This window comes from Ornithinibacillus liuyingii (genome assembly GCF_055550225.1).
Genome location: NZ_JBPWOS010000003.1, coordinates 280,566 through 306,401, shown reverse-complemented (window position 1 = coordinate 306,401; position 25,836 = coordinate 280,566). Strand labels below are relative to the sequence as shown.

Below are 25,836 nucleotides of genomic sequence, written 5' to 3'. Positions count from 1 at the left end.
AAGCTCTAGGATAATGAAGTAGACAATTATAAAGGAGTTAGGGCAAGTTATCTAGTAGCATTTTATTAGTTTAGGCTAGTGGTGTAGTTCATTTGAATCAGAAAAGCTAAATATATACTCCTTTTTCTGCTGTTTACATGAAAACATTACAAATTATTTTTTACGCTACGCTATGTTCAACATGATCTTCTGTTTTTCGGCAGTCTAAATAAAGCTATTAGACTATCTAGTAAATGGTATTTTCTAACGATTCACTATTCAAATTTTTCTGTTAATATAGGGGCATTGAGTCATAGGAGTATAAAAATATAGTAGTTTCTTAATAGAAAGGTCGGGTGATAAATGAAAAAAATACTAGTCAGCTTCCTTGTCATGATCTCGTTGATAGCAGCATTTCAAGTATCCGTATATGGGGCGTTCTCTTTTGACAAAAAGAACGTAAGCACGGCTATCCATAACCTAGAAAATAGGATGTTCCAAAGGGAAGTTGCCATCACGGACCATTTAAAGGATCAACAAGAACAGCATCTAAATCAGATAAAGGACAAACTAACCGAGTTGCATAAAGATACATCGAACATGACGGAGGTACGCGTACAACAATATAAGGAAAGCTATCTTTCGGTAATCGATGCGCTAACTATATCTTTAGATGAACCATATGAACAGATGTCGAAAGAAAAGAGTAATGAATTAAGTCTAGAGATTGAAGCAGAAGTAGTCGATTATTTGAGTCAATTATTAGTTCGGAATCAGAAAAGCAATCGTTCAACTATTTTAGAATAAAAGGGGAGATTAATGATGAAAGTACGTAAAGGGTTGAAAAAGAAATTATTAGTAGGGGTAGCTGCGGTTGGAATCGTTGCAGGATCAGGAATTGCACTTGCCAATACGGATGCTGGTGCACAGCTTCGTGCCTGGTATGAAGGTATGTTTTCTAACACGGTAGAGAATATTGAGGCGAGTGTAGAAGAATATGGTCAAAGCAAGCTCCCAGGATTACAAGCAGAATATGAACAATTAAAAGCTACAGCACAAATGGATATTGATTTAACGAGAGAACTTGAAACAGGTAAGTCCTTATCAGAAATCATTAATGCGAAAATAAGTCATTTGGAATCGTTGAGCGAAGAAGAGCAAGCAATTTTAGCGGGAATTGGGCTAGAGTTCTACAATGTATTTCTAGATGGTTATTTTGAAATCCAACGTGTTCAGCAGGAGGGGTTAGATTATGCGAATAATGATTTAACTGCTTATACTGGTGAACTTGGACAAGAAGCGATGGCGACCATGACATCAGATATAAATACTGCTAGGGATCAGGCTGTACAAGAGTTAGAAGAAGCAATACAGCAGGCCCAAGAACAGCTTGCTCAAGCATTAGATACGCAAGAAGAAATTACCATTAGAAATTTACAAAATCAAATCGATTGGGCTATTGAGGACTTAAGAGAATCGGTAACATCATTACTTGATGGATTAGTAGAAGAGCAAGAACAAATTATAATTGCTCATGCACAGCAATTGGAAGATCAAGCAAAAGCTGCTCTTGATGATGTAGTGAATGGTATCAACTAGGAAGAATTTCGAGTCAGATAGAAAAGAATAAAATCCTTTCCTGCCAGGATAAAAAAAGCGAACACATTTATTACAAGACAAGCGAATGCGAGTTTTTCTAACAATACGGATGTCTCTGAATAGGGCCTCACTCCACAGAGAGGGTCAGACGGACGGGACATCCCTTTCTATTGGCAGATAGGAAGGTAGAAACCTTTTACAGCCAACGTAAACAAAGAATACATTCGCTAAAGGACGAGCAAATGCGAGTTTTTCTAAGGAGGTATATATATGAAGAAAGACAACAAATTATATTTACCAATAATCGGAATTGGAATCGTCCTAATTATTATGATAAGTAGTGTGAAGGTAGTATTTGCTAACGAGGATATTGCCTATATGTTAAAGAATTGGCTTGATGATAAGCAGTCCGCTTCTATGGAGGAAATAGAGAGGACGATTTCTCAGGAAAAAGAAAAGCAGACAACTCGTCTAAAGAGCGAAATACACGAAGCGATTCAATCAGCCGAAAGCCAGTATGAAGTATTCCTAGAAGAAGAGAAAACAAAACGGAAACAAGAATTAATAGACTATGCGGATCAATTAATTTCTAATTATGATGTTAGTGTAGAAGCGGACCAAGTATTAATAGAAAAGTTAAATTGTCTCATAACAAAGACAGAAATAGAAATGGACATCGTATTAGGCAAGAAAGATACCAGTCAACTTATCGATTGTGGAGAATTACAAGTTAATGATGCTAATTAAAATGTAATTCAATTCTATGAAACATGTTCAAGGACCTCTTTGATATGGGAATAGAACGTATACAGAATCTCACCATTGGTAGGTGATGCTATTGGAAACAAGTATCGTAATGGAAGATAGGAAGAATGAAAGTGAAAAGGAACGTAATGATAGCAGGTTAGGTTGGATAGGCTTTATTTTTTGTTTAGTAATTGCTTTTTTAGTTTTTCGGTATGTTATTGGTTTCATTGTTATTTCCGGGGATTCTATGAACCCGACACTAGAAAATGGAAATGTAGTATTATCAAGTAATATCTTTTTTACTGTGGATCGACATGATATTATTATTTATCGCGACCATAATGGATTTGATGTGGTCAAACGAGTAATCGGTTTACCGAATGATCGCATTATGATTCAGGATGGTTCGATAGTTGTAAATGGCCAGATGATGAACGAACCATATAGGATGGGTGCTTCTAATGACATGGAAGAGGTAGTGGTTCCTAAGGATGCTTATTTTGTAGTGGGAGATAATCGTACTCCTGGTGAAAGCTTAGATAGTAGGAGTAGTAATGTGGGACCGATTCATAAAAGCACTATCCAAGGAAAAGTATTGATTTCTCTTTTTCCATTTTCTATGGCATTGAATAAATAGTACCAAATAGGATAGGTGTGAAGTGGTAAGTTAACTATCTAGGTGGGATACTGACGGAATAAGCTACTCCATTTACAATCTATTAAAAAATCCTCTAGCAAAATGGCTAAAGGATTTTTCTATTTATTTCTTTTTACGTTTACTTAATCTGCCAAGAATAAATGCACCTGCTGCAACCCCAAGTACTGTATTGGTTTTCTTGTTGAAAACTTGCTTCACCATTAAGTTCATGTTTTGAGGACGCTCTGCAAGACGACGCATGTAGTAACCATACCAATCATCTCCGAATGGAACATACGTACAGAAGTTGTAACCTTCTTTTGCTAATTCCAATTGCATGTCTTTACGGAAGCCGTAAAGCATTTGGAATTCAAACTTGTCCAATGGAATGTCGTTTTCTTTTACGAATTGCTTTACATGATTAATAATGTGATGATCATGCGTTGCAATTGATGTGAATTTCCCACTTAGTAAGTGATATTCGATTAATTTAAGAAAGTTCTGATCAATATCTTTCTTATCCTGGAATGCAACAGTTTCAGGCTCTTTGTAAGCACCTTTCACTATACGTAGGCGATAATCCTTATATTTTTCAATGTTTTTAACGGACTCAAAAAAGTATGCTTGGATAACCGTACCAATGTTATCAAAATCTGTAGAAAGCTCATCAATTAGGTCAAAGGAAGGCTTCAAGTGACCATAGTCCTCCATGTCAAAGTTAATGAAAATATCATACTCTTTTGCTTTTGATACAATATCTACTAGATTTTGTTTGCAAAACTCATAATCAATATCCAGTCCAAGCTGAGTAGGCTTTAATGAAATATGTGCATCCACTTCATTTACTCGGATAGCTTCAATCACTTCCAGAATCTGATGCTTCGCTTTTAATGCTTCTTCTTTTTCTGTAACAAATTCTCCTAAGTTATCAATTGTTGCGGAGATGCCATGACGGTTTAATTCCTTTACACTTTGAATCATTTCTTCAATATTGGTACCGGCTACAACGGATTGAGCACCTAATTTTAAACCATATTTTTTTGCGGCATTGTTTAAAAATTGATTTTGTGACATCCCGATGAAGAAATCCTTTAAATTCATCATGCATACCTCATTTACTATTTTTCTTTTATTATATCGGATAATAGGGTTTTCTGTCACTTCTTGTGAGATATTGCGTGCAATATATTGCTGAGGGGGTGGGCGCATATGGTGTTGAAAAGGGAGTATCTAATTCAGGGATGGGCGCATCTGATAACGAGAAGGGAGCATCAAATGCGAGAATGGGCTTATCTAATAATGAGAAGGGAGCATCATATTTAAAATAGGGCTCATCTGATAACGAGAAGGGAGCATCAAATACGAAATAGGGCTCATCTAATAATGAGAAGGGAGCATCAAATGCGAAATAGGGCTTATCTGAAAATGAGAAGGGAGCATCAAATGCGAAATAGGGCTTATCTGAAAATGAGAAGGGAGCATCAAATACGAAATAGGGCTTATCTAAAAATGAGAAGGGAGCATCTAATACGAGAATGGTCGCATCTGATAACGAAAAGGGAGCATCATAATCGAGAATGGGCCTATCTAATAACGAGAAGGGAGCATCAAATGCGAGAATGGGCTCATCTGATAACGAAAAGGGAGCATCAAATACGAAATTGGTCGCATCTGAAAATGAAAAGGGCGCATCATACTCAACTCTACCAGCACCTATTACGGAGGAAAGTTGAGAAATGCATATCTAGTTCTATTTAAGATTAAATGGTAAATTAGTAGATAGAGTTTACTATTACATCCAAAGGGGTTTGTACATACCATGTCTTCAAAAGATTATTATTCACTTCTTGAGGCTACTATTGTTGCGGTTTTAGGTGGTTCATTGTTTTATTTGGTAAACGCGCCACTTCCATGGGTATTAGGATCCTTGACCTTTGTGATGCTATGGCAAGGTCTTACAAAACGGACTTTATGTATTCCAAATTCTATACGCGATACAGGTTTTATTATTCTAGGCGTATACTTTGGCTTATATTTTACAAAGCAAACACTACTAACGGTAATTCCGTACCTTCTCCCATACATAGTTGTAACCTGTATATTAATCATAGCTTGTATAATTCTTGGTACACTAGTAACAAAATGGATTCATGTTGATAAGGTAACTAGTGTTTTCTCCTGTATTCCTGGTGGGCTTTCGGAAATGGCTATTGCCAGCGAATCATTAAAGGCAAATCCTTCTTTAGTCGTCATTTTTCAGACGATTCGATTGATTACGGTATTATTTACTATTCCCCCATTTATGGTATATTTCCTTGGTAATACCGGTGATGGGAGTTTTCAACGTGTAACAAGGGATATGATATTAGGCAGTGGATGGAGTTATTTATGGTTACTGATCCCCATTGCTGCTGCCATTTTTTTAAGAAAGAAAATACCAGCTGGAATTATCATTGGTGCCCTTGGTGTTACGTCCATTATGAATATTAGTCCGATTGATTTAAATTCGGTGCCATCAATGGTCATGAATGCAGGCCAGGTAGCAATTGGCGCAAGCTTAGGGAAAAATATCTTATTTGATCATTTAAAAATTGGTGGTAAATATACGTTTGTATATTTTGGTCTTTCTGTTACGATTATTACTATTTCATTTGGATTAGGGATATTACTTGCTGCCTTTACTTCGCTAGATTATGCAACAGCTATGCTCGGAATTGCACCTGGAGGGTTCTTTGAAATGGTGTTAACCGCTTATAATGTAGGTGGAGATCCAGCTGTTGTAAGTGCCCTACAGATAACTAGAATACTAATAATTGTACTTCTAGTACCTATATCGCTTAAGTGGTGGTTTACTAGAAAAGTAGGTGTGAAAGAGAGAACGGAATAAATATCTCGGTAGTTTAATAAGCGATTAAAAATATATTCAGAACTTCCATAAAGGGGGAGTTCTCTTTTTGTTAACAACTTTCATACAGCAAACAATATAAACTAAAAATTATTTACAATTGAAAATAAATGTATTATTATGAACAGTATGAAATAAATAAACAGCATATTAAAACTTTTCTATTTGTTAGCGGTAAAACCATCTTAGGGAGACATCAAAAATGACTCTTTTTTATGATGGTTTTTTATAATTTGTGTAATCGTTTACTATGGTTGGAAGTATTTTAGTAAGTTCCTAATACATAGGAATTTATATATTAATAAATATGGAGGGAATATGATGAAGAAGACAATATTTTTTAGTATGTTTCTTTCACTTGTATTGGTATTAGGTGCTTGTGGAGACAGTACTGGTGGAACAGGAGATAATGCACTTGATGGTGAATTTGTAACCGTTCTCACAGGTGGGTCATCAGGGGTATATTATCCATTAGGTGGTGCAATGGCCAAAATTTATCAGGATATGGGGGCGAATGCAAATAGCCAATCCACTGCTGCAAGTTCGGCAAATATAACTACTCTTAATAAGGGGGACGCAGAAATAGGGTTCTCTATGGGGGATGCAGCAGCGGATGGATATGAAGGGATAGACAGCTTTGAAGAACAGGGTGCACAAGAAAATATTCGCTCTATCGCTTCACTTTATCCTAACTATTTACAAATAGTAGCTACTGTGGAATCAGGGATCAAAACGGTGGAAGACTTAGCGGGGAAAAGTGTTGCAGTAGGTGCACCTGCTTCCGGGACGGAAATTAGTGCGAAGCGTGTATTAGAAGCATATGGAATGAGTTATGACGATATAAATGAAGATTATCTATCATTCGCAGAAGGTGTAGAAGGAATTAAGAATGGAAACATTGACGCTGTTGTTATTTCTTCTGGCTTACCGAATGCAGGGGTAATGGAGCTACAAACCACTAATGATATCGTGGTTGTAGAAATTGCAGAAGATAAAGTGTTAGAAATGCAAGAGAAATATCCTGCCTTCTTCCCTGCGGTTGTTACGGCTGATGTATATGATCTAGATGCTGATACACCAACTATTGGTGTAAACAATGTACTCCTAACACATAAGGATGTATCAGATGATGTTGCATATGCACTGACCAAAGGAATTTACGAGAATTTAGATACACTGAAGGATACACATAATGCGGCCAAGGACATTGATATCCAAAATGCATTACAGAACCTACCAGCTCCACTACATCCAGGAGCAAAAAAATATTTTGACGAGCAAGGGATTACAGAATAAATCAAAGCTTAAGTAGGAATAAGAATGCAGAAAAAATTAATCTATTTCATTATTATTCTACTGATTGTTACTGGAATCTTCCTGGTTCCAGTACAATCTGGAATTTTACTTACTAATCTAGAAGGAAAACCTTATCACTTTATCCCATGGGAAGGAAGAACACTCACCATAGGGTGGCGTCATTCGGTTGAATTAACCCCGTGGCAGGAAACCTATACCATCAACGATGATCATTCTTTATCGTTATCGGAGACTATCTATCAGTCTTATGGGGCTGGTACACCAGATACCGATGGGATGGTGGAATTTCTAGCTGATGGATATGTCCGTGTAACAGGAATAAAACGGGAAATACCTTTTTATTCTCTTTATTATGTCCCTATTTCGGATTATTCCTTAGCAGATGGGACAACCAGTTACCCTCTAAAAAAAATCGTTCCAGATTATCATCATATACAAATTCATTATAAATCAATCACACTTTTTGATTGGATTAGGATAAGTCTTATTTCTTAAGGAGGGATGGGCCAAATGAGTGAGGCGGTAAGGCCGGTAGAAGAATTATCAACGGAAGAACAAAAGAAGCTAATAGAAAAATATGATACCGAATCCAGATTCCGGAATTTTAATATTCCTTGGATGGTTCGTCTTGTTACATTTATTGCAGTTGGATTAGCACTTTTTCATCTCATTACATCGTTTACTGGACCATTAGTCACATTAAAGCACCGAGCTTTACATACCGGTGTGATTTTAGTGCTTGTATTTTTACTTTATCCTTCTCGTAAAAAAGCACCCCGGCAACGTGCAACAGTAATTGACTTTTTGCTAGCAATCATGGCGGTTGCTACCATTGTATATATCTTTACTGATTATATGGGGATTGTTAACCGAGCAGGGCTGCCGAACACGAGTGACTTCTTGTTTAGTCTATTAATTGTTATTCTCGTGCTGGAAGGTGGTCGGCGCGTAGTTGGTATTGGGTTAACGGTCTTAAGTGCATTGTTTTTATTGTATGCTTATTTTGGTCCATATCTTCCTAGACTGATTGCCCACCGTGGGTATTCAATTGAGGATATTACCACATACATGTATTTGACGACGGAAGGAATATTTGGTACAGCGATTGGTGTGTCTGCTACCTATATTTTTCTGTTTGTTTTGTTTGGGGCATTTCTAAATCGAACTGGCTTAGGTCAGCTATTCAATGATACTGCCATGGCGATTTCTGGTCATACGGCTGGAGGGCCAGCGAAAGTATCGGTTATCTCGAGTGGATTTTTAGGGTCAATAAATGGGTCTGCGATAGCAAACGTTGTCACGACCGGTTCTTTTACCATTCCATTAATGAAACGGACGGGTTATTCAAACAATTTTTCAGGCGCGGTAGAGGCGGCTGCATCTGTTGGTGGGCAAGTACTTCCACCGGTAATGGGAGCAACAGCCTTTATTATGGCAGAAACATTAGGCATGAAATATAGTGATATTGCACTTGCAGCGATTTTACCTGGGATACTTTACTATATGGGTGTCATCACCGTGGTCCATTTGCGTGCAAAAAAGCGTGGTTTACGCGGACTCACTCGTGAGGAGCTTCCTAGTTTAATAGAAGTCATGAAAGAGAGAGGCCATTTACTAATCCCATTAATTGTATTAATTTATATGCTATTTAGCGGTTATACACCGATTTATGCAGCAGCATGGGCAATCATTACAACGATCGTCATTGCAATGATAAGGAAGAAGACTCGATTAAGTATTATAGGGATTATTGGTGCACTAGAGGATGGAACTCGTAGTGCTGTTGGTGTGGCAATGGCTTGTGCGATGGTCGGTATTATTGTTGGGGTTGCCTCATTGACTGGGTTTGGATTAAAAATGACATCCGCCATTCTTATTCTTGGGCAGGATACGTTAATCCTAACCTTGTTCTTTACGATGATTGCTTCGATTATACTTGGAATGGGATTGCCATCTATTCCGACTTATATCATCACATCATCTATGGCTGCACCTGCCCTAGTACAATTTGGTATTGAGCCATTTGTATCCCACATGTTTGTATTCTATTTTGGAATACTAGCGAATTTAACACCACCTGTAGCGTTAGCGGCTTTTGCGGGAGCGGGTATTTCTGGTGGTAATCCGAATCGAACCGGATTTATCTCCCTCAAGCTTGCGGCAGCAGGGGTATTAGTACCATATATATTTGTCTACTCACCTGAATTGTTGATGCAGGGTACCAATGGATGGGAGATTGCATGGGTGGCAACAACGGCAGCTATTGGGGTCATAGCATTAGGAGCAGGTCTAGAAGGATATTTTATGACTACGATGGTATGGCCATTAAGAGTGATCACCATCATGGCCGCTGTAACCTTAGTGATACCAGGGGTATTAACCGATACTATTGGACTCGGATTACTAGCATTAGTTGTTATCGTCCAATTCATAGTCAAGAAGCGAGTAACAAGTGCTCATGAAGAAGAAAAAATAGCTAAATAAGGCAACATGCTGGGATGTCATAGCGCGACATCCCTTCTATTTTAACTAGGGCAGTGATGTATTAAGCAGAGGTTGGTATTTACAAGTGTACATAAAATACTAGCGCTCATGCTGCGTATAGGACCAATAATAATTGCTTCTAAATTCATACTGATTCGATCAACTTAATGTATAGGAGGGCTTATGATGAATGACTTTTTAATTATAGGTGGAGGTATTGTAGGATTATCTGTAGGGCTAGCACTGTTAGAACGATATCCAGGATCCAATTTAGCTATCCTAGAGAAGGAATCGGATGTAGCGCAGCATCAGACTGGTCATAACAGTGGTGTCATTCATTCCGGAATTTATTATAAGCCTGGTAGTTACAAGGCTCGATTTGCCAAGGCAGGAAATGCAAGTATTCGAAAATTTTGCGAGGAGCATGATATCCCGCATGATATTTGTGGGAAAATCATTGTTGCAAAAAATGAAGAAGAGATGCCAGAACTAGGCAGGTTGTTTGAACGAGCAAAGCACAACGGTCTAGAGGTAACCTGGCTGACCAAAGATGAATTACTAGAGAAGGAGCCTTATGTTGCCGGAGTAGGCGGGATTTTCATACCTTCTACTGGAATAGTAGATTATGCAATGATATCACAGGTAATGGCGCGTCAAATCCGCTCACTTGGTGGGGAAATTATTACGAAAGCTGAGGTAGTCTTTGTAGACGAAAGAGAAGATGAGGTTATAGTAGAAACAAGAAATAATACGTATTCTACTAGATTCCTAGTGAATTGTGCTGGTTTACATAGTGACCGAATTGCGAGAATGGCAGGGTATCATGTTGATGTGAAAATATTTCCGTTTCGTGGTGAATATTTTGAGCTAAAGGAAGAGAAGCGTCATGTTGTAAGGAATCTCATTTACCCAGTTCCCAATCCGAATTTTCCATTTTTAGGTGTACATGTTACGAGAATGATCGACGGAACAGTAGAAGTAGGGCCGAATGCTGTACCTGGATTTAAGCGAGAGGCATATTTTAAGGCATCGTTTGATTGGAAAGATTTTGGTGAGATTATATCTTATCCAGGTTTTTGGAAGCTAGGATTAACCTATCTCAAAGAAGGGATGGAGGAGATGAGTAGGTCGGTGAGTAAGAAAAGGTTTGTAGATAACTTAAATCAGCTTCTTCCGAGTATTGAAGAAGATGATTTAGTTCCAGCCCCAGCAGGCGTTAGAGCACAAGCTCTAGGAAGTGACGGGAAGTTATTTGATGATTTCTTTATTATTGGTGGTAAGAATAGTGTTCATGTATGTAATGCGCCATCCCCTGCAGCGACTGCTAGTTTGGAAATTGGCAAGGAAATTGCTAGTCGGGTAGGGGTACGTTTAGGAGTATGAGAAGGACCTGAGTTGGTCCTTTTTTAATTAGGATTAAGAGTAGGGAGATGCTATGTTAATTCATCTTATGGATAATAGTAGGCTTGTATTTAGAAGGAAGATGAGAAGATAGTAAAAAATAAAATTTCGTGTAGGTGTTGACAATCATAGGAAACAGGAGTATTTTTTCTTTATTATGTTGAATTTAATCGAATGACACCTTATAATCGCTGAATCTGTTTCTTGAACGGGGGAACCAATACGGATGGTTTACTAGACCATCTGAAGGGGTGAATCTTACTAAGGTAAGAGGGGGTACTCTCAATCCCTAATCCGACAGCTAACCTCGTAAGCGTTACGTAATTTCTGAGAGAAGGGTCCGGGATTTAACCGAAGACCATTCTATTTGAAATGGTCTTTTTTGGTGTTGATGGAAAGAGAGGCATTAATGAAAAAACAATTTGTAGTGATTGGCTTGGGCCAATTTGGAAGTAGTGTTTGTAAACAGTTGTATCAATTAGGTCACGATGTACTAGGTATCGATAATGATGCAGAAAATGTTAGAGCTAACTCGAATTATGCATCACATGTCGTTGTTGCGAATGCAACGGATGAAGATAAACTGAGAGCATTAGGTGTAAGAAATTTTGATTATGCTATCGTTGCCATCGGTGAAAAAATCCAACCGAGTATACTCTGTACGTTAATTCTTAAAGAGATAGGGGTTAAAAATATTTGGGTAAAAGCGCAAAACACCCAGCATCAGAAGGTTTTGGAGAAGGTTGGGGCAGATCGAATCATTAACCCAGAGGAGGAGATGGGGATTCGAATTGCAAATCAACTAGACTCGGATAAAATTATAGATTATATTGGCTTGTCGAAGGATTATAGTATTTTAGAGTTAAGAGCTACGAGTAAAATATCGAATAAAAGTCTAATTCAACTAGATATCCGTGCAAAATATGGTTGCAACGTTCTTGCAATTAAACGTGGTGAACAGGTTAATGTATCTCCAGCACCTAATGATAGGATTCATGAAGGAGATGTAATGGTAGTGATGGGGAATAATAAGAGTCTAAAGCGTTTAGAAGATAAGGGAATGTAGTATAGCAAATTGGGGGATGCAGTATGTTAACGATAGTAAAAAAGCATGAATTAAGTCCTTCACAGATAATCGTACTATTTTATGTGGTAGCTGTAGCAATCTCCGTTTGTTTGCTTAGTTTACCCTTTACAGTGAAAACAGGAGTTGATTGGTCATTTTTAGATATTCTGTTCACAGCAGTTAGCGCAGTGAGCGTTACTGGTTTGTCTGTAGTGAATACAGCAGATACCTTTAGCATACCAGGAATATTCATTTTACTTTTTATCCTTCAATTCGGTGGAATTGGTATTATGACACTTGGTACCTTTTTTTGGTTATTAATAGGTAAAAAGATTGGTTTGAAAGAAAGAAGATTAATAGGAACCGATCAAAATCAATCCCAATTATCAGGTTTAGTTAAGCTGATGAAGCAAATATTGGCCATTATATTGTTAATCGAATTTATTGGAGCCATTATCTTAGGAACTTATTTTCTTAACTATTTCCCTACCTGGCAGGAAGCCTATTTACAAGGGTTATTTGCTTCTGTAAGTGCGACAACGAATGCAGGATTCGATATTACTGGAAGCTCCCTCATTCCTTTTGCTAAGGATTACTTTGTGCAATTGATTACTATTATATTGTTAACTTTAGGGGCAATTGGTTTTCCCGTTTTAATCGAGGTAAAGGATTTTATTAAGCATAGTAAGAGCAATTCTACAATTCGGTTTTCTTTATATACGAAATTAACGACAATTACTTTTTTTGCTTTAATGGCTTTTGGAACGATTGTTATTCTGTTATTTGAAGCCAATCACTTTTTTGCAAATAAAAGCTGGCATGAATCCTTCTTCTATGCATTATTTCAATCCTCTACTACGAGAAATGGTGGCTTAGCAACGATGGATGTCAGTCTGTTTTCTAACCCAACATTACTAGTGCTATCTTTCTTAATGTTTATTGGAGCATCTCCGAGTTCTGTAGGAGGTGGAATAAGAACCACAACATTTGCAGTTATCCTGTTATTAATTTTTTCTTTCGCTAAAGGAAGGAAGAATATAAAGGTATTTGGACGTGAAATACATGAAGTTGATATTCGAAAATCGGTTGTGGTTAGTTTCCTTGCCATGATTATTTGCTTTATTGGAGTGGCAATTCTATCTGCTACGGAAAGCTTTACATTCATGCAAATTGTATTTGAGGCAAGCTCTGCATTTGGTACGACTGGATTATCGATGGGGATAACACCAGAACTAAGTTTGATTGGGAAAGTGGTAATTATTGCATTGATGTTTATTGGAAGGATTGGGATTTTATCCTTTATCTTTATCTTCCATGGTAATAAAAAGGATATTAACTATCATTATCCGACGGAACGCATTATTGTTGGATAATGAGGATAGGAAACATATCATGCAATGTAAGCTAAGTGTTTTAGTATATAGACAATAATCGTTTGTGAAAATTTTTGCTGTATGGTAGCCAGGCCTTAGGTGAGCGTCTCTGAGAAGAGGTCACCTAAGGCCTATCCTTTAATCTATGGGAATTGCCCGATATACACTAGAGTATCATTGGGCTTTTGCGATCAAACATGTAATCAAGTCCAACTCTTATAACGCTTTAACTAATCCACCGTCAACTAGCAAGGTTTGTCCAGTTACATAGGTATTCGCAGCAGAACATAGAAAAACAGCTTGTTTAGCGAATTCTTCTGGATTCCCGTAGCGACCAATCGGGATACTCTTCTCAGTTGATGATTTTACTTCGTCATAGGTTACACCAAGCTGTTCAGCACGGACCGTATCTAGGTGCTCCACACGTTCAGTAGCAATCCGCCCTGGTCCAAGGGTGTTAATTAAAATATTGTCCTGGGCTAGCTCCTGAGAGAGACTCTTTGCTAATCCAACTACCCCTGCACGGAATGTATTCGATAAGATAAGATTGTCTAATGTTTGTTTAATGGATGATGAGGTGAAGTTAATAATATGACCACTTCTTTGTTGTTTCATATAGGGTAGAACTTCACGTATTGCTCTAATATAGCTAAGCAAATTTAATTCAAATGCGTTCTGCCATGCCTCATCATCAAAATGTTCGAATCCGCCTGCTGGAGGTCCCCCTGCATTGTTTACTAATACATCAATCTTTCCGTTACTTTCGATTGCGAATTGTACTAATTCTTTAATATCAGCTGGGTTTGTTACATCACAGGTTTTGTAGGATACATGGTTGTTTGACGTGAATTCTTGAATTTCAGAGACAGCAGCTTTTAAATCGCTTTCATGACGACTTGAAATAATGACATGTGCCCCCTCTTGTGCAAACTGAAGTGCGGTAGCTTTTCCAAGTCCTTTACTGGCAGCCATTACAATGACAGATTTTCCTTTCAAGCCAAGGTCCATATGTATTACCTCCTCGTATTTCAGTTAACATAATTATAACATAGGGGAAGCATATTATAGCCGAGTGAAGAGTCATCTTGGAATAATACTAAGCCTAAAAAAATCGGCGCTTAGCACCGATTCATCTAGTTTTTCTTAAACTTACTTCCAGTACTATTAGTCCGTAATTGAGCTAATAGATTCGTGGTCTTTTCTTTTGCCCTTTTTTCTGCTTCCGTATTGATTGCAATGATATGATACGAACTGTTACGTTTCTCCATTTCAAAAATAGTGTCGACATGACTGCCTTCTGGAAGCTTTTCTTTCGGTATAATCAGTTCAGCTTTATCTTCCTCTATTAAAATGACAGCTAGATTACCTTCGAATCGATCTAGGACTCCTTGCATCATGCTTCCCTCCAAATAGTTAGCTAACACAGGCCATTCCTTGTGCTTCGATATCCTTTATTCTACCATCTCCAATGCCGTTTATCCGTTTTAGATCCTTTACAGAATGGAATGGTCGTAAGTCAATTAAGTCTTGTGCTCGTTCTGAACTAATATGAATGATTTGCTGTAGCTCCTCGTAGGAGGCAGTGTTAATATCAATACAGCTAGAATTTGCCTCTTCATTCGATTTACTTGCTTCATTTGAATTAGAAGTGTTCTCAGAGCTAATATTCGATGAACTATTTTTACTTGTGACAGTTCCATCTCTTTCCGTCTTCACAGCGTATTCTTTTCCATCTGTTGTTACAATAATCGTGCCATTTACATCTGTTCCGTATAAATCAATACCAGCATTGGTGATGTATGAAATAACTTCACGATGTGGATGACCGTATTTGTTATCTACACCAGCACTATAAATAGCTATCTCAGGGCTTACAGCACTAATAAATGATGGGTCACTGGAAGTGCTAGAACCGTGGTGGCCTAGCTGTAAAATATCAGCATTTACGTCAAAACCAACTGTCATCATTTGTTTTTCCGCATCACGATCCGCATCACCAGTAAACAGGAATTTCACATCACCATAAGTGAAGAGTACAGAAATAGATTCTTCGTTTGGTTTACCAGTAATAGACTGTGGATGAAGAACTTTTAAATTTAAAGGTCCGATATTAAATTCTTCACCTGCTCGTGGTTCATGGTAGTTTGCTCCACTACTAACGATTGCTTCTAATACACGTTGGAATGTACTAGAAGTACTTTCGTTACCAGATAACCATACCTCAGTTACCTCATATGTATTGATTACATCTGCAAGCTGTCCAATATGATCAGCATCCGGATGACTTCCGATAACAAGGTCGAGCTTAGATACCCCTTGTGAATGTAAATAGTTTACTACTTCATTGCCACGCCAATCCCCAGCATCAAATAAAATATTGTGGTTTCCATATTGAAATAATGTTGCGTCTGCTTGCCCTACATCTATATAGTGAACCTGTAATTCAGCTAGATTTTCCGTTGACTTGGAATCGCCTTGCTCTTTACGACGGCCTTCTGTTTGTTCATCTGGTATGACATGATCAGAGGTTGGTTCTGTTTGGGCTTTTTCTATATCTGTTGCTAAATCCTCATTTGTTTCTAGGTTCGCTCCTTGGCCGCAAGCAGCGAGAATAATTGTGAGAAACAAAGATGCTATTAATTTTTTGTACAAGTCTACTCCCCCAGTATTCTATACTACGTTTATCGTAACAAATTCACTACTGGAAATCTAGAACACTGCTAGTACGAGAATATTGAAAAGAAAACATGAAGGAAGAGTGGAAAATACTTATGTTTCCATTTTTTTCATACTTTGCAGAGGAGAAAGTGACTAATTAAGCGTTAAAAAATTATACTATCTATCAATACAGCTAACAAAATGAGATTTTACTAAGATGAAAATTACAATAGTTATTGGCATACTTAGCGGAAAAGGGGAGATGAAGATGGTTAAGTGCAAAGTAATTAGGGTACTTTTACTATTTCTCTTGATTGGTAAGGTATTGTTGATAATCATCTTTGTGGAAAAACGAGTAATGGAAGCCTTTAGTCAACCAGCAGAAGAAAAAGTTCATGTAGCAGGTGTAGTTGACAGAATAGAGGATGGGGAGATCGTCGTTATCCTAGTCGAGGAATCGAAACTGGAATTGATGGTCGAAATGAGTGCATTTGATATAGCACTAATCCCACATGTCTGGTTGGATATTGCATTTTCTAAGGGGGAAATCGTGGATATAGCTATTGATTGGAAGCGGACGAATAGGGAACGTAATAGAGTAAATGGGTTATTAGAAAAGCTTCGGTAAGAAATAAAGAGTGAGTCATCTCTCTTCTGTTTACGCAACATTATAATATTTTTACATAGAAATTACATTATTTTCACAATTGACAGAAAGTAAAATGGGATACTTTAACTAAGGTTAATTTGGAATGGAGGGAACAGGATGAAACGAGTGAAAAAAGCTATTATTCCAGCAGCAGGTCTAGGTACTCGATTTTTACCAGCTACCAAAGCGATGCCAAAGGAGATGCTACCAATAATTGATCGTCCAACAATTGATTATATTGTAGAAGAGGCAAAGCATGCAGGTATAGAAGATATTATTATTGTGACCGGTAAAGGGAAGAGAGCAATCGAAGACCATTTTGATATAAATTTTGAGTTGGAAAATAATTTGATAGAAAAAGGAAAGCTTTCCTTGCTCGAGAAAATTCAATCTTCCTCAAACGTAGAAATACACTATATTAGACAAAAAGAACCAAAGGGACTAGGTCATGCGGTTTGGTGTGCACGGAAATTTATTGGAGAGGAACCGTTTGCTGTTCTTTTAGGTGATGATATTGTTCGTGCAGAAACTCCTGGAATAAAGCAGTTAATGCTCCAATATGACAAAGTAGGTTCGTCCGTTGTTGGGGTTCAGGAGGTTTCTATGGAAGAAACAGAACGGTATGGAATCGTTGAACCACGGAAAAATCAAGGTAGACTACACGCTGTTAACCGTTTTGTAGAAAAACCAAAACTAGGAACAGCACCTAGTAATCTAGCTATCATGGGGCGTTATGTCCTCACTCCGTCCATTTTTGATATTTTAGAGTATCAAGCACCTGGGGCAGGAGGGGAAATACAGTTAACTGATGCCATTAATCAACTAAATCAAATAGATCAAGTATATGCATACGAGTTTGAAGGTAGGCGATATGATGTTGGGGAAAAATTAGGTTTTCTCCGGACAACGGTAGAGTTCGCCCTAGAGGATAAGGAGCATCGGGAGCAGGTGGAGCAAATGTTGAAAGAATTGATAGACCGGTATAGCTCCCGCGGGGTGTCACGATGAAAATTGCTGTGATAGGAACCGGCTATGTGGGGCTTGTAACGGGGGTTAGTTTAGCAGAGATTGGACATCATGTACGGTGTGTAGATGTCGATGTAAGAAAAATAGAGCAATTAAGAACAGGGAAAGTAACGATCTGGGAGCCAGGATTAGAGGAACTTATGGTTAAAAATATGGCAAAAGGACGATTATACTTTACGACAGATTACGAGGTCGCATTGGAGCAAGCGCAAGTAATCTATATAGCTGTCGGTACACCAGAAAGTGAAGATGGCTCTGCTAATACGCAATTTGTTGAACAAGCAGCAAAACAAATCGCCACTACGATACGAGATGATGTAGTAGTTGTTATGAAAAGTACGGTACCTGTAGGAACAAATGATAGAATTTATCAGCTCTTACAAGAAAATCTTAAACATAACGTTAGAGTAGATGTTGCTTCTAATCCGGAATTTTTACGCGAAGGTTCTGCTATAGAAGATGCTTTTCGAGGAGACCGAATTGTAGTTGGGGCTAATAATCTAAAAGCGTTTGAGATGCTAGAAGAAGTGAATAAGCCCTTTGGTATCCCTATATTTAAAACAGACATTCGAAGTGCAGAAATGATTAAATATGCTTCCAATGCATTTCTAGCGACAAAGATAAGCTTTATAAATGAGATAGCCAATATTTGTGAACGAGTTGGAGCAAATGTTGATTTAGTTGCACAGGGAATGGGAATGGATAAGCGGATTGGTCACCCGTTTTTGAAAGCAGGAATTGGCTATGGTGGTTCATGTTTTCCGAAGGATACGAAGGCTTTAATTCAACTGGCAGGGAATGTAGCTTATGATTTTAAACTATTGGAAGGCGTCGTAAAAGTTAATCAAGAACGGCAAACCATTCTAGTGGAGAGACTTTTAGAACGATTTCACTCTATTGAAGGGAAACAAATTACGGTCCTAGGGTTATCCTTTAAGCCTAATACAGATGATATGCGGGAAGCGACATCTATCATCATTACGGAATCCTTAATCCAATTAGGTGCTCATGTTGTCTGTTATGATCCAGTTGCTATGGACAACGCAAAAGGAATATTAAATACAGAGATAACTTTTGCTAGCAATATGATAGAAGCGTTAGGAAATAGTGATGCTGCTCTAATTTTAACCGAGTGGGATGAATTTAAAGAGGTGGATGTTCAGGTCTTCAAGCAGATGAAGTCACCAATTGTTTTTGATGGGAGAAATTGCTACGCACCAGAGGTGATGGCTGAAATGCAAATCGAATACTATTCGATTGGTAGACCGAATATACCAATAACGATAGTTAAATAAATGGCCGATGTTATCTAATATGTGTAGTTTAAAAAAGCGCTCAGTACCCAATAAGAGCAAGTAGAGTTGAAAAGGGTAACAGAGGATGCACCTCAGTACCCAAAATGTGTATGTAACGATGAAAAAGGTAACAGAGAGAGCGCCTCAGTGCCCAAAAAGAGCGAGCAGAGCTAAAAAAAGGGTAACAGAGAAAGTTCCTCTGTTACCTAGATGTACATAAATCCCCAATAAAGGTAATGGAGATAGTTCCTCTTCTTATATGAGGCTGCCATTTTTTAATGAATTGCACTCTTGAATTTGCCACCATGTGCTTCTTGCGCATCAATAATGGTTATAAATGCTTTTGGATCGGTTTCATATACAATCGATTTTAATTTAGCTATTTCGAGACGTGTTAAGACGACAAATATGACCTCTTTATCCTCTTCTTTGTACCCGCCTTTACCATACAGGTTTGTAATCATACGACCAAGACGTTCCTGAATGGCTTCACCAACATCGACATATTCATTAGTAACAATTACAGCTGCTTTTGTATCACCAGTAAGTCCTTGACCAACGAAGTCAATCGCTTTAGAGGCAATAAAGTACGTAATGATGGAGAACATGGCTTGCTCCCATCCTAAGACAAATCCTGCCCAAGCGAAAATGAAAATATTAAAAAACATAACAAATTCGCCAACTGAAAATGGTAATCTGCGAGCAAGGAGAATTCCAAGAATTTCTGTACCGTCTAAGGCACCACCATTACGAATAACGATACCTACTCCAACACCAAGAATGAGACCACCAAAGACAGTCGCAAGTAATGGTTCCTCTGTTAGTGCTGGAACATGGTGTAAGGTTGGTTCAATCAAAGCTAGGGCAATGATACTAAAAAGTGATGCAATAACAAAGCTTTTTCCAATATATTTATAACCAGCGATTAAGAATGGAAGGTTAATGATAAGTATTAGAATACCGAAGTTAAATCCAGTTAAATTATTTGTAATTAAAGAGATACCTATTACTCCACCATCTATAATGGTATTTGGTACTAAAAATAATTCCAGAGCCACAGCTGCTAGTGTTGCGCCGATGAGCATCATAATATAGCGACGAATAATACTAGGTATAGATTCCTTTTTATGCTGTTTTCCCATTGGATACACCTTCTTAACTAAATTTCAAAAAAATGTTACGTTTATAGTATACATGAAATAGCATTATGATGCGTTGTTAAAGTAGACAATCATGTAAATCCAATGGGGGTATTAAAATGGACATTTGGTATGCTAGTTATGGGTCTAATTTGATGAAAGATAGACTTTTAGCCTATATTTATGGGGGGAAGCCACCAGGATCGAATCAATCGGAACAAGGATGTCGAGATAAAACGACACCAAAGGATAGTAAGCGCATCGATATACCATTTCCACTTTACTTTTCCAAGGAGCGAAGTAAATGGGGCGAAGGTGGGGTAGCATTTATCGGGACAGATGCTTCGAATGAAGAAAAAACGATTGGGAGAATGTATTTAATAACGGAAGAACAATTTCAGGATGTTGTATCCCAAGAAAACAATGGATTGCAAGTAAAATTAGATTTAATAGAAATAGAGCGTAAAGGATATATTGATATTCATCATGGTTGGTATGATCGCATGGTGTACTTAGGGAAGAGAGACGGTGCTCCAATCTTCACCTTTACGAGTAGTCTGCCAATAAGCAATGTTACGTTTACTAAACCGTCCGTACCCTATTTAAACGTCATTGCATGTGGATTAATGGAACTTGGGCTTGGGGAAGACGAAATAGTAGATTATTTAATGGCTAAAGAAGGTATTAAAGAAGAAATTACTATAGATTCACTACGAAATTATATCCGTAAATGAAAGAGGAGTTTGGTCCCCAAACTCCTTCTTATAATCTTACCTTTATTCTAGAATGTTTATCGCCCTTGTAATAAAAAATTCCTTCCATTATCTGCGTATCAGGAAATTCCAAGCTATCCCAATAATATTTTAATGCTTGCGCTTGATCCACTATTTTGTTGAAGTTTTCTAAAGCAAGGATAGAGTTGACATGTAATTGATATCCTTCATCGATATAAGTAAGGAAAAGCTTTAATTTCTCATAGGTTAGTCGATTGTTATGCTGGAAAACAGCTGGGTAAAGTACAGATCGATAGTTTTGTAATTTTGGATTTGTGGCTATGGAATTGATGAGTTGAATACGATTATGTTTTATCGCAAGGTCTTTATATTTTTCGGGTATGGTTGAGTCAAATAATAGCTGGTAAATGTTTTCTTTGGTACATCTGGTATGTTTGCAAATACTGGCTATATCGTTACGGGTCTCCTTGAGCAAAAGGGTAATATATTCGTATTTCAATCTATGATTAACTCTTTCTTGCATGCAGGACTGAAATAATTGGTATGTCCATTCTAACAAGGTGATATGTGGATTAGTTATGACATAGACCGGGATGCTTCTATGGAAATCTATTGAGTATAGCTTATTATAAGCTTCAATCCCCTTTGCGAGTAGGAAGTCATTTTGTTGGTTTCGAATAATATGAATATATGGTATATGGGTTTCCATATGGTTCTGATATGCATATCTAGTTAGTGGAATAGTATTCGTGTGACGGGCATTAATTTTCTGAAATGGAACCCATTCGATTCGGATTATATCCAATTGACTCGGGCCCCCTTCCTATTGTTTGTAAAAGATATGAATAGGATAAATTGTCCTATGCCATTTTATGATTTTGTGATTGTATTCAGAGGTTAAATGTTGTTGAAATACATTAATGAATATAGAAAGGGATTAAATGATTTCCGTTCCAATGCCATACAAGCACTTGCTTGGCAAGGGCTCTTACAACGGAATGAAGGATAGTTATTTTACGTATACAGAATCTATTATAGTCCGCTTGAATTTCTCCCCACTTTTTGTTCGTCCTTCTACGTCAATGGTAATGTTATACACTTCATCTCGGTTATGGAATGGAATTAACTGTGATAAGTTTGGAGTACCTTGAACGGTGAAGTTCTTCTTATTGGATGGGTTATTCGATTGGGTGATCTCGTAAGTAGCCTTTAGAGAATTTTCTTCTACAGAATGACTATTTGCTTGTAATTGATAAATCATTTCATTAGTTTGAACGATTCTAGTATTCGAACGATATGCCAATTTAGTTGGGGAATCAAAGGTTGCGACTAATAGGTAGGCGTCTTTTTCTTTAGCGGTTAATTGTAAGGACCATTCTCCACTTTCTGGCTTATCAAGTAAAATGACATGCTGGATTGCACCTAAGAAGATGCCATCGTTTAATTTGGTTGATTTCATGGTAGGGGTAGTTATTTTTCCAGAAGGTGAAACGAGTTTAATATCTGCGAGATAATTGGAGGTCATTAGGTTTAAAGATAGGTTGTTTACATCGTTTTCTACTGTAATAGTTATATTGTTTGCTTTGTCGGTATTTAGAGGTCCTCCATCAACCCAGTGGTTGAAGCTTGGGGTGTTTTTATCTACTATATCCATGATTTGCTTAGTTGGCGAACCATAGGACGTGCTATTGAATAAGTAAGGTAGAAAAATAGGGAATGTTATCCCACTCCTGATGGATGTATGATTCCAGTCACCAATCGAAATCTGCTGTCCTCCTGGTAAAGCACTGCTCGCCGCAGTGACAACGCCATCATTTGCTCCATATTGGGATAGATACACCCCTCCGAACCATGTAGAAGAAAATACAGAACCCCAGCTTGTTCCACCTAATGTGTAGTAATGATTATGGTATGCCCTAGGTTCATTATCGATTTGACTTCGAAAATTTGCCATATTACCCATTTGCAAGGCATATGTACCATCCCCCTGTGCTCCAAGCAGATTAGCTAGCCAACCTGCTCCTGAGCTATAAGCCAAATCTGCTAATTGGGAGCCATGATGTGGACTAGATAGGGTGATGACATTATCTACATATCGCCAAGCATCATAATAAGTTAATGCGGTCTGGGTATCTACACCGCCTTTGCTATAAGCGACGACTGTGATTTTCTTTCCCTCAAAGTGATTCGAAATTTCTGCTATTTTTCCCGCAAGTAGTGCACCATTATCCCACATATCTGCAGAAGCACCACCAGCATCATATAGTTGGATGAAGGCTGTTTGATAGCCAGCATCATAGGCGGTTTGGTACATATCATTGTCAGTCCAAAAGATTTGGGCAACATTATTTAGTCCTGGGACAAAGAGTAATACAGGATTATTGGGGTCAAGATTTGGTGGTGTTTCACCGCTATACCATTCACCTGGAGTTTCCGTGTTACCATTGTTAGCTTTACCTGTAATAGAGAAGTTTAGCTCAGATTGGTTGTGTGGAGTAGGATCAGATATTTCCGTTGGTTGACTCGTTTTGGCAGTAGTGGATAACGGAAGTGCTAAACCAAATGCAAGCATACAAATGATAAAGACCATCGAAAGCTTTTTACACATTCTATCCCTCCTCATAAATAGTCCTTTTTCATCTTATTCCGATGAAAAAGGATTCATGAGGGAAGGAGGTTGGGAAAGTTGATAGACAGATAATAGAGGGATAGGGTCATATATAAAATGCTAAAATAAACTACTTAAACCAACCTTTTTTTCTAAACCAAAGAATCATCATGAAACTAATGACTAGCATAAATAAAAGCACGATAAAGTAACCATAATGCCAATTCAACTCTGGCATGTTAACAAAGTTCATCCCGTAAATACCAACAATAAAGGTTAGTGGTGCAAAGATAGAGGTAATAACGGTTAGAATCTGAATTACTTTATTTTGTTGATAAGAATTTAAGGAAATGAAATTATCTCGAATATCATTGGTAATATCTCGATTAGAATCAACCATTTCTGACAGTTTTAATAGGTGGTCATAAATGTCAACAAAAAATTCTCGATGGGTTTGAATCTCCAGATGGTGGGAATTTAGAATTCGATAAAGTAAATCACGCATAGGATGGATAGCATGTCGTAACTTTAACAATTTATGTCTAAATTGAAATAACTTATCTAATTCAATATGCATCGAAACACCATGTGGGTTCTTTTCAACTTGATTAATATCATCCTCTAATTCGTAAATAATCGGGAAAAAATTATCAACAACTTTATCAAATATTTCATAGAGAACACGATATTCGTCCCACTTATTCATGCTGTCAAGGTTTATAAAGGTGTTCCAGACTTGGTTAACCTCCATCAAATCATGGCGGTGGACTGTCACGATATAATTTTCTCCAATGAAAAAATTGACTTCAAATTGGTCATAATCATCAGGACCAATAGTATGGGTTACGATTAAAGAAAAATCATCATAGTAATCAAGCTTTTGGCGTTGTTGACCATGGATACAATCCTCTATAGATAATGGATGAAAATGTAGTACAGTATCAAGCTTTTTGATTTCCTCTTCTGTAGGATGATTAAAATCAACCCACCACCATTTATACATACTAAAGTCAACCTCGTCGATTGATAAGGAAGTAATTCTTTCGTTTTTCTCTGTTATTGCAATGACTTGAATCAACGTTAGTACTCCTTCTTCAGAAAGTAGCTTTTATTTAAAAAGTTTGCTCTCAACCACTACATTTATGTATGATATAAATTTGTGTGGTGAATCATTTATTACGAATTAGATAAAGATATGGTTGACGGACAAGTGTTTGAGGGGAAAAGGAGTCGGAGGTTTTGAGAATTTATACTGTCTTAAAGGCGTTAAATAATAATGTCATTATTGCGTTAAATAATGACAACCAAGAGGTTGTCTTAATTGGAAAAGGGATTGGTTTTAACAAGAAAAGAAATGATATTATTCAGGAAGATACAGTTGAGAAGCTTTTTGAACTCCGTAATAAAGCGGAACAAGAAAATTATAAAAAATTACTGCCTAGTATGGAGGATTCGACACTAGAAGCTATTATCACCGCTATAGAAATGATTAAACGAAGGTCAAATACATTAATAAATGAAAAAGTGCATGTCGCCTTAACCGATCATATTTTATTTGCTATTACGCGCTTAAAGCGAGGAATGGAAATTACGAATCCATTTTTATCAGAAACAAAAGCACTGTATCCTTTTGAATATGAACTTGCTTCAGAAATAGTAGATAATATGAACCAGTCTCTGGATATCCAATTGCCAGAGGGAGAAGTAGGATTTATTGCCCTGCATGTTCATAGTGCCATTACTGAAAAATCCTTATCTGATATAAGTGTATACTCTAATTTACTTTCTCGGTTAACCCATACGATAGAGGAACAATTAAAGATAGACATTGATCGAGAAGGAATTGATTATCTCCGCCTAGTACGTCATATTCGTTACACAATTGAACGTGTTATAAAAGGGGAAAAAATGGAAGAGCCTATGAAGTTAGCAAATCTATTGAAAAACGAATATCCTGTATGTTATAATCTGGCGTGGAAGCTTATCAAAATGATGCAGCAAACGTTAAAGAAACCTGTATATGATGCAGAGGCTGTTTATTTAACCATGCATTTACAGCGTTTAGTAATTAAATATGATTCATAATCTTACGTGTTACTGATTCGATCAGGCATGAGTAGAGAATTGATGAAATGAGAAGAAGTGGGAAAACTATCCCTAACTTCTTGTTTCCTATCTCTATTCATGCCTTTTTTGTTTGTCTAACTTATTCTTTATCG

The 25,836-nt window shown here is 37.4% G+C and carries 25 protein-coding genes and 1 riboswitch; of the genes, 17 read left to right on the top strand and 8 right to left on the bottom strand.

Going from position 1 to position 25,836, the window contains the following annotated elements; translation table 11 throughout:
- Positions 1-342: 342 nt before the first annotated feature.
- From ACSKT4_RS06065 to lepB, 4 genes are all read left to right on the top strand, one after another.
- Positions 343-786: a hypothetical protein gene (locus tag ACSKT4_RS06065; RefSeq protein WP_465823022.1), complete on the top strand. Its 444-nt coding sequence runs from the start codon at positions 343-345 to the stop codon at positions 784-786.
- 15 nt (positions 787-801) lie between these two features.
- Positions 802-1,578 carry a hypothetical protein gene (locus ACSKT4_RS06060; protein WP_186870472.1) on the top strand — a complete coding sequence of 259 codons (777 nt, stop codon included), beginning with the start codon at positions 802-804 and terminating at the stop codon, positions 1,576-1,578.
- Positions 1,579-1,848: 270 nt separating this feature from the next.
- On the top strand, positions 1,849-2,325 hold the full coding sequence (locus tag ACSKT4_RS06055; RefSeq protein WP_465823021.1) for a hypothetical protein: 477 nt from the start codon (positions 1,849-1,851) through the stop codon (positions 2,323-2,325).
- A gap of 91 nt (positions 2,326-2,416) precedes the next feature.
- A complete protein-coding gene (lepB, locus tag ACSKT4_RS06050) occupies positions 2,417-2,962 on the top strand; it encodes a signal peptidase I (RefSeq protein ID WP_465823020.1) in 546 nt (181 codons plus the stop codon).
- 123 nt (positions 2,963-3,085) lie between these two features.
- Here the strand turns inward: lepB and ACSKT4_RS06045 are convergent, their stop codons facing one another.
- Entirely contained in the window at positions 3,086-4,063 is a 978-nt protein-coding gene (locus ACSKT4_RS06045; protein ID WP_465823019.1) for a proline dehydrogenase family protein, read from the bottom strand.
- Positions 4,064-4,539: 476 nt separating this feature from the next.
- Between ACSKT4_RS06045 and ACSKT4_RS06040 the strand changes: the two genes are divergently transcribed.
- The 8 genes from ACSKT4_RS06040 to ACSKT4_RS06005 all read left to right on the top strand — a co-directional run bounded on the left by ACSKT4_RS06040 (position 4,540) and on the right by ACSKT4_RS06005 (position 13,508).
- A complete protein-coding gene (locus ACSKT4_RS06040; protein WP_186870468.1) occupies positions 4,540-4,695 on the top strand; it encodes a hypothetical protein in 156 nt (51 codons plus the stop codon).
- A gap of 86 nt (positions 4,696-4,781) precedes the next feature.
- Positions 4,782-5,849: an AbrB family transcriptional regulator gene (locus ACSKT4_RS06035; protein WP_465823018.1), complete on the top strand. Its 1,068-nt coding sequence runs from the start codon at positions 4,782-4,784 to the stop codon at positions 5,847-5,849.
- A gap of 339 nt (positions 5,850-6,188) precedes the next feature.
- Complete coding sequence (locus ACSKT4_RS06030; RefSeq protein ID WP_186870466.1) at positions 6,189-7,163, top strand: TAXI family TRAP transporter solute-binding subunit; 975 nt, start codon at positions 6,189-6,191, stop codon at positions 7,161-7,163.
- Positions 7,164-7,187: 24 nt separating this feature from the next.
- Positions 7,188-7,679, top strand: a complete 492-nt coding sequence (locus ACSKT4_RS06025) for a DUF1850 domain-containing protein (RefSeq protein WP_465823017.1) — start codon at positions 7,188-7,190, stop codon at positions 7,677-7,679.
- Positions 7,680-7,694: 15 nt separating this feature from the next.
- Positions 7,695-9,668 (top strand): TRAP transporter permease, encoded by a 1,974-nt coding sequence (locus ACSKT4_RS06020; protein WP_465823015.1) that lies wholly within the window; start codon positions 7,695-7,697, stop codon positions 9,666-9,668.
- Between the two features lie 186 nt (positions 9,669-9,854).
- Complete coding sequence (gene lhgO / locus ACSKT4_RS06015; RefSeq protein WP_186870463.1) at positions 9,855-11,051, top strand: L-2-hydroxyglutarate oxidase; 1,197 nt, start codon at positions 9,855-9,857, stop codon at positions 11,049-11,051.
- Between the two features lie 197 nt (positions 11,052-11,248).
- A riboswitch (cyclic di-AMP (ydaO/yuaA leader) is annotated at positions 11,249-11,400 on the top strand.
- Between the two features lie 78 nt (positions 11,401-11,478).
- Positions 11,479-12,135 (top strand): potassium channel family protein, encoded by a 657-nt coding sequence (locus tag ACSKT4_RS06010; RefSeq protein ID WP_186870462.1) that lies wholly within the window; start codon positions 11,479-11,481, stop codon positions 12,133-12,135.
- Positions 12,136-12,158: 23 nt separating this feature from the next.
- Complete coding sequence (locus ACSKT4_RS06005; protein WP_465823013.1) at positions 12,159-13,508, top strand: TrkH family potassium uptake protein; 1,350 nt, start codon at positions 12,159-12,161, stop codon at positions 13,506-13,508.
- A gap of 216 nt (positions 13,509-13,724) precedes the next feature.
- Here the strand turns inward: ACSKT4_RS06005 and ACSKT4_RS06000 are convergent, their stop codons facing one another.
- From ACSKT4_RS06000 to ACSKT4_RS05990, 3 genes are all read right to left on the bottom strand, one after another.
- Positions 13,725-14,516 (bottom strand): SDR family oxidoreductase, encoded by a 792-nt coding sequence (locus ACSKT4_RS06000; protein WP_186870460.1) that lies wholly within the window; start codon positions 14,514-14,516, stop codon positions 13,725-13,727.
- 125 nt (positions 14,517-14,641) lie between these two features.
- Complete coding sequence (locus ACSKT4_RS05995) at positions 14,642-14,905, bottom strand: DUF3006 domain-containing protein (RefSeq protein WP_186870459.1); 264 nt, start codon at positions 14,903-14,905, stop codon at positions 14,642-14,644.
- Between the two features lie 16 nt (positions 14,906-14,921).
- Positions 14,922-16,160, bottom strand: a complete 1,239-nt coding sequence (locus ACSKT4_RS05990; protein ID WP_186870458.1) for an MBL fold metallo-hydrolase — start codon at positions 16,158-16,160, stop codon at positions 14,922-14,924.
- A 274-nt stretch (positions 16,161-16,434) separates the two neighbouring features.
- Between ACSKT4_RS05990 and ACSKT4_RS05985 the strand changes: the two genes are divergently transcribed.
- The 3 genes from ACSKT4_RS05985 (at position 16,435) to ACSKT4_RS05975 (ending at position 19,136) form a co-directional block, all read left to right on the top strand.
- Entirely contained in the window at positions 16,435-16,794 is a 360-nt protein-coding gene (locus tag ACSKT4_RS05985; protein WP_465823011.1) for a hypothetical protein, read from the top strand.
- Positions 16,795-16,932: 138 nt separating this feature from the next.
- Positions 16,933-17,823 carry a UTP--glucose-1-phosphate uridylyltransferase GalU gene (galU, locus tag ACSKT4_RS05980; RefSeq protein ID WP_465823009.1) on the top strand — a complete coding sequence of 297 codons (891 nt, stop codon included), beginning with the start codon at positions 16,933-16,935 and terminating at the stop codon, positions 17,821-17,823.
- The gene (locus tag ACSKT4_RS05975) at positions 17,820-19,136 is read left to right on the top strand and encodes a UDP-glucose dehydrogenase family protein (protein WP_465823007.1); all 1,317 of its coding nucleotides are present in this window, start codon (positions 17,820-17,822) and stop codon (positions 19,134-19,136) included. Before galU ends, ACSKT4_RS05975 begins: the two co-directional genes overlap by 4 nt.
- 275 nt (positions 19,137-19,411) lie before the next feature.
- On the opposite strand, the gene ACSKT4_RS05970 is transcribed toward ACSKT4_RS05975, so the two are convergent.
- Positions 19,412-20,278, bottom strand: a complete 867-nt coding sequence (locus tag ACSKT4_RS05970; protein ID WP_465823005.1) for a YitT family protein — start codon at positions 20,276-20,278, stop codon at positions 19,412-19,414.
- A 116-nt stretch (positions 20,279-20,394) separates the two neighbouring features.
- On the opposite strand from ACSKT4_RS05970, the gene ACSKT4_RS05965 reads away from it, so the two are divergent.
- Positions 20,395-21,009 (top strand): hypothetical protein, encoded by a 615-nt coding sequence (locus ACSKT4_RS05965; protein WP_186870453.1) that lies wholly within the window; start codon positions 20,395-20,397, stop codon positions 21,007-21,009.
- 28 nt (positions 21,010-21,037) lie between these two features.
- Here the strand turns inward: ACSKT4_RS05965 and ACSKT4_RS05960 are convergent, their stop codons facing one another.
- The 3 genes from ACSKT4_RS05960 to corA all read right to left on the bottom strand — a co-directional run bounded on the left by ACSKT4_RS05960 (position 21,038) and on the right by corA (position 24,695).
- The gene (locus ACSKT4_RS05960; protein WP_211742390.1) at positions 21,038-21,814 is read right to left on the bottom strand and encodes a hypothetical protein; all 777 of its coding nucleotides are present in this window, start codon (positions 21,812-21,814) and stop codon (positions 21,038-21,040) included.
- A 204-nt stretch (positions 21,815-22,018) separates the two neighbouring features.
- Positions 22,019-23,617: an esterase/lipase family protein gene (locus tag ACSKT4_RS05955; protein WP_465823002.1), complete on the bottom strand. Its 1,599-nt coding sequence runs from the start codon at positions 23,615-23,617 to the stop codon at positions 22,019-22,021.
- Between the two features lie 130 nt (positions 23,618-23,747).
- A complete protein-coding gene (gene corA / locus ACSKT4_RS05950; protein WP_186870450.1) occupies positions 23,748-24,695 on the bottom strand; it encodes a magnesium/cobalt transporter CorA in 948 nt (315 codons plus the stop codon).
- Positions 24,696-24,856: 161 nt separating this feature from the next.
- Between corA and glcT the strand changes: the two genes are divergently transcribed.
- A complete protein-coding gene (gene glcT, locus ACSKT4_RS05945) occupies positions 24,857-25,702 on the top strand; it encodes a glucose PTS transporter transcription antiterminator GlcT (RefSeq protein WP_186870449.1) in 846 nt (281 codons plus the stop codon).
- Positions 25,703-25,836: the final 134 nt, after the last annotated feature.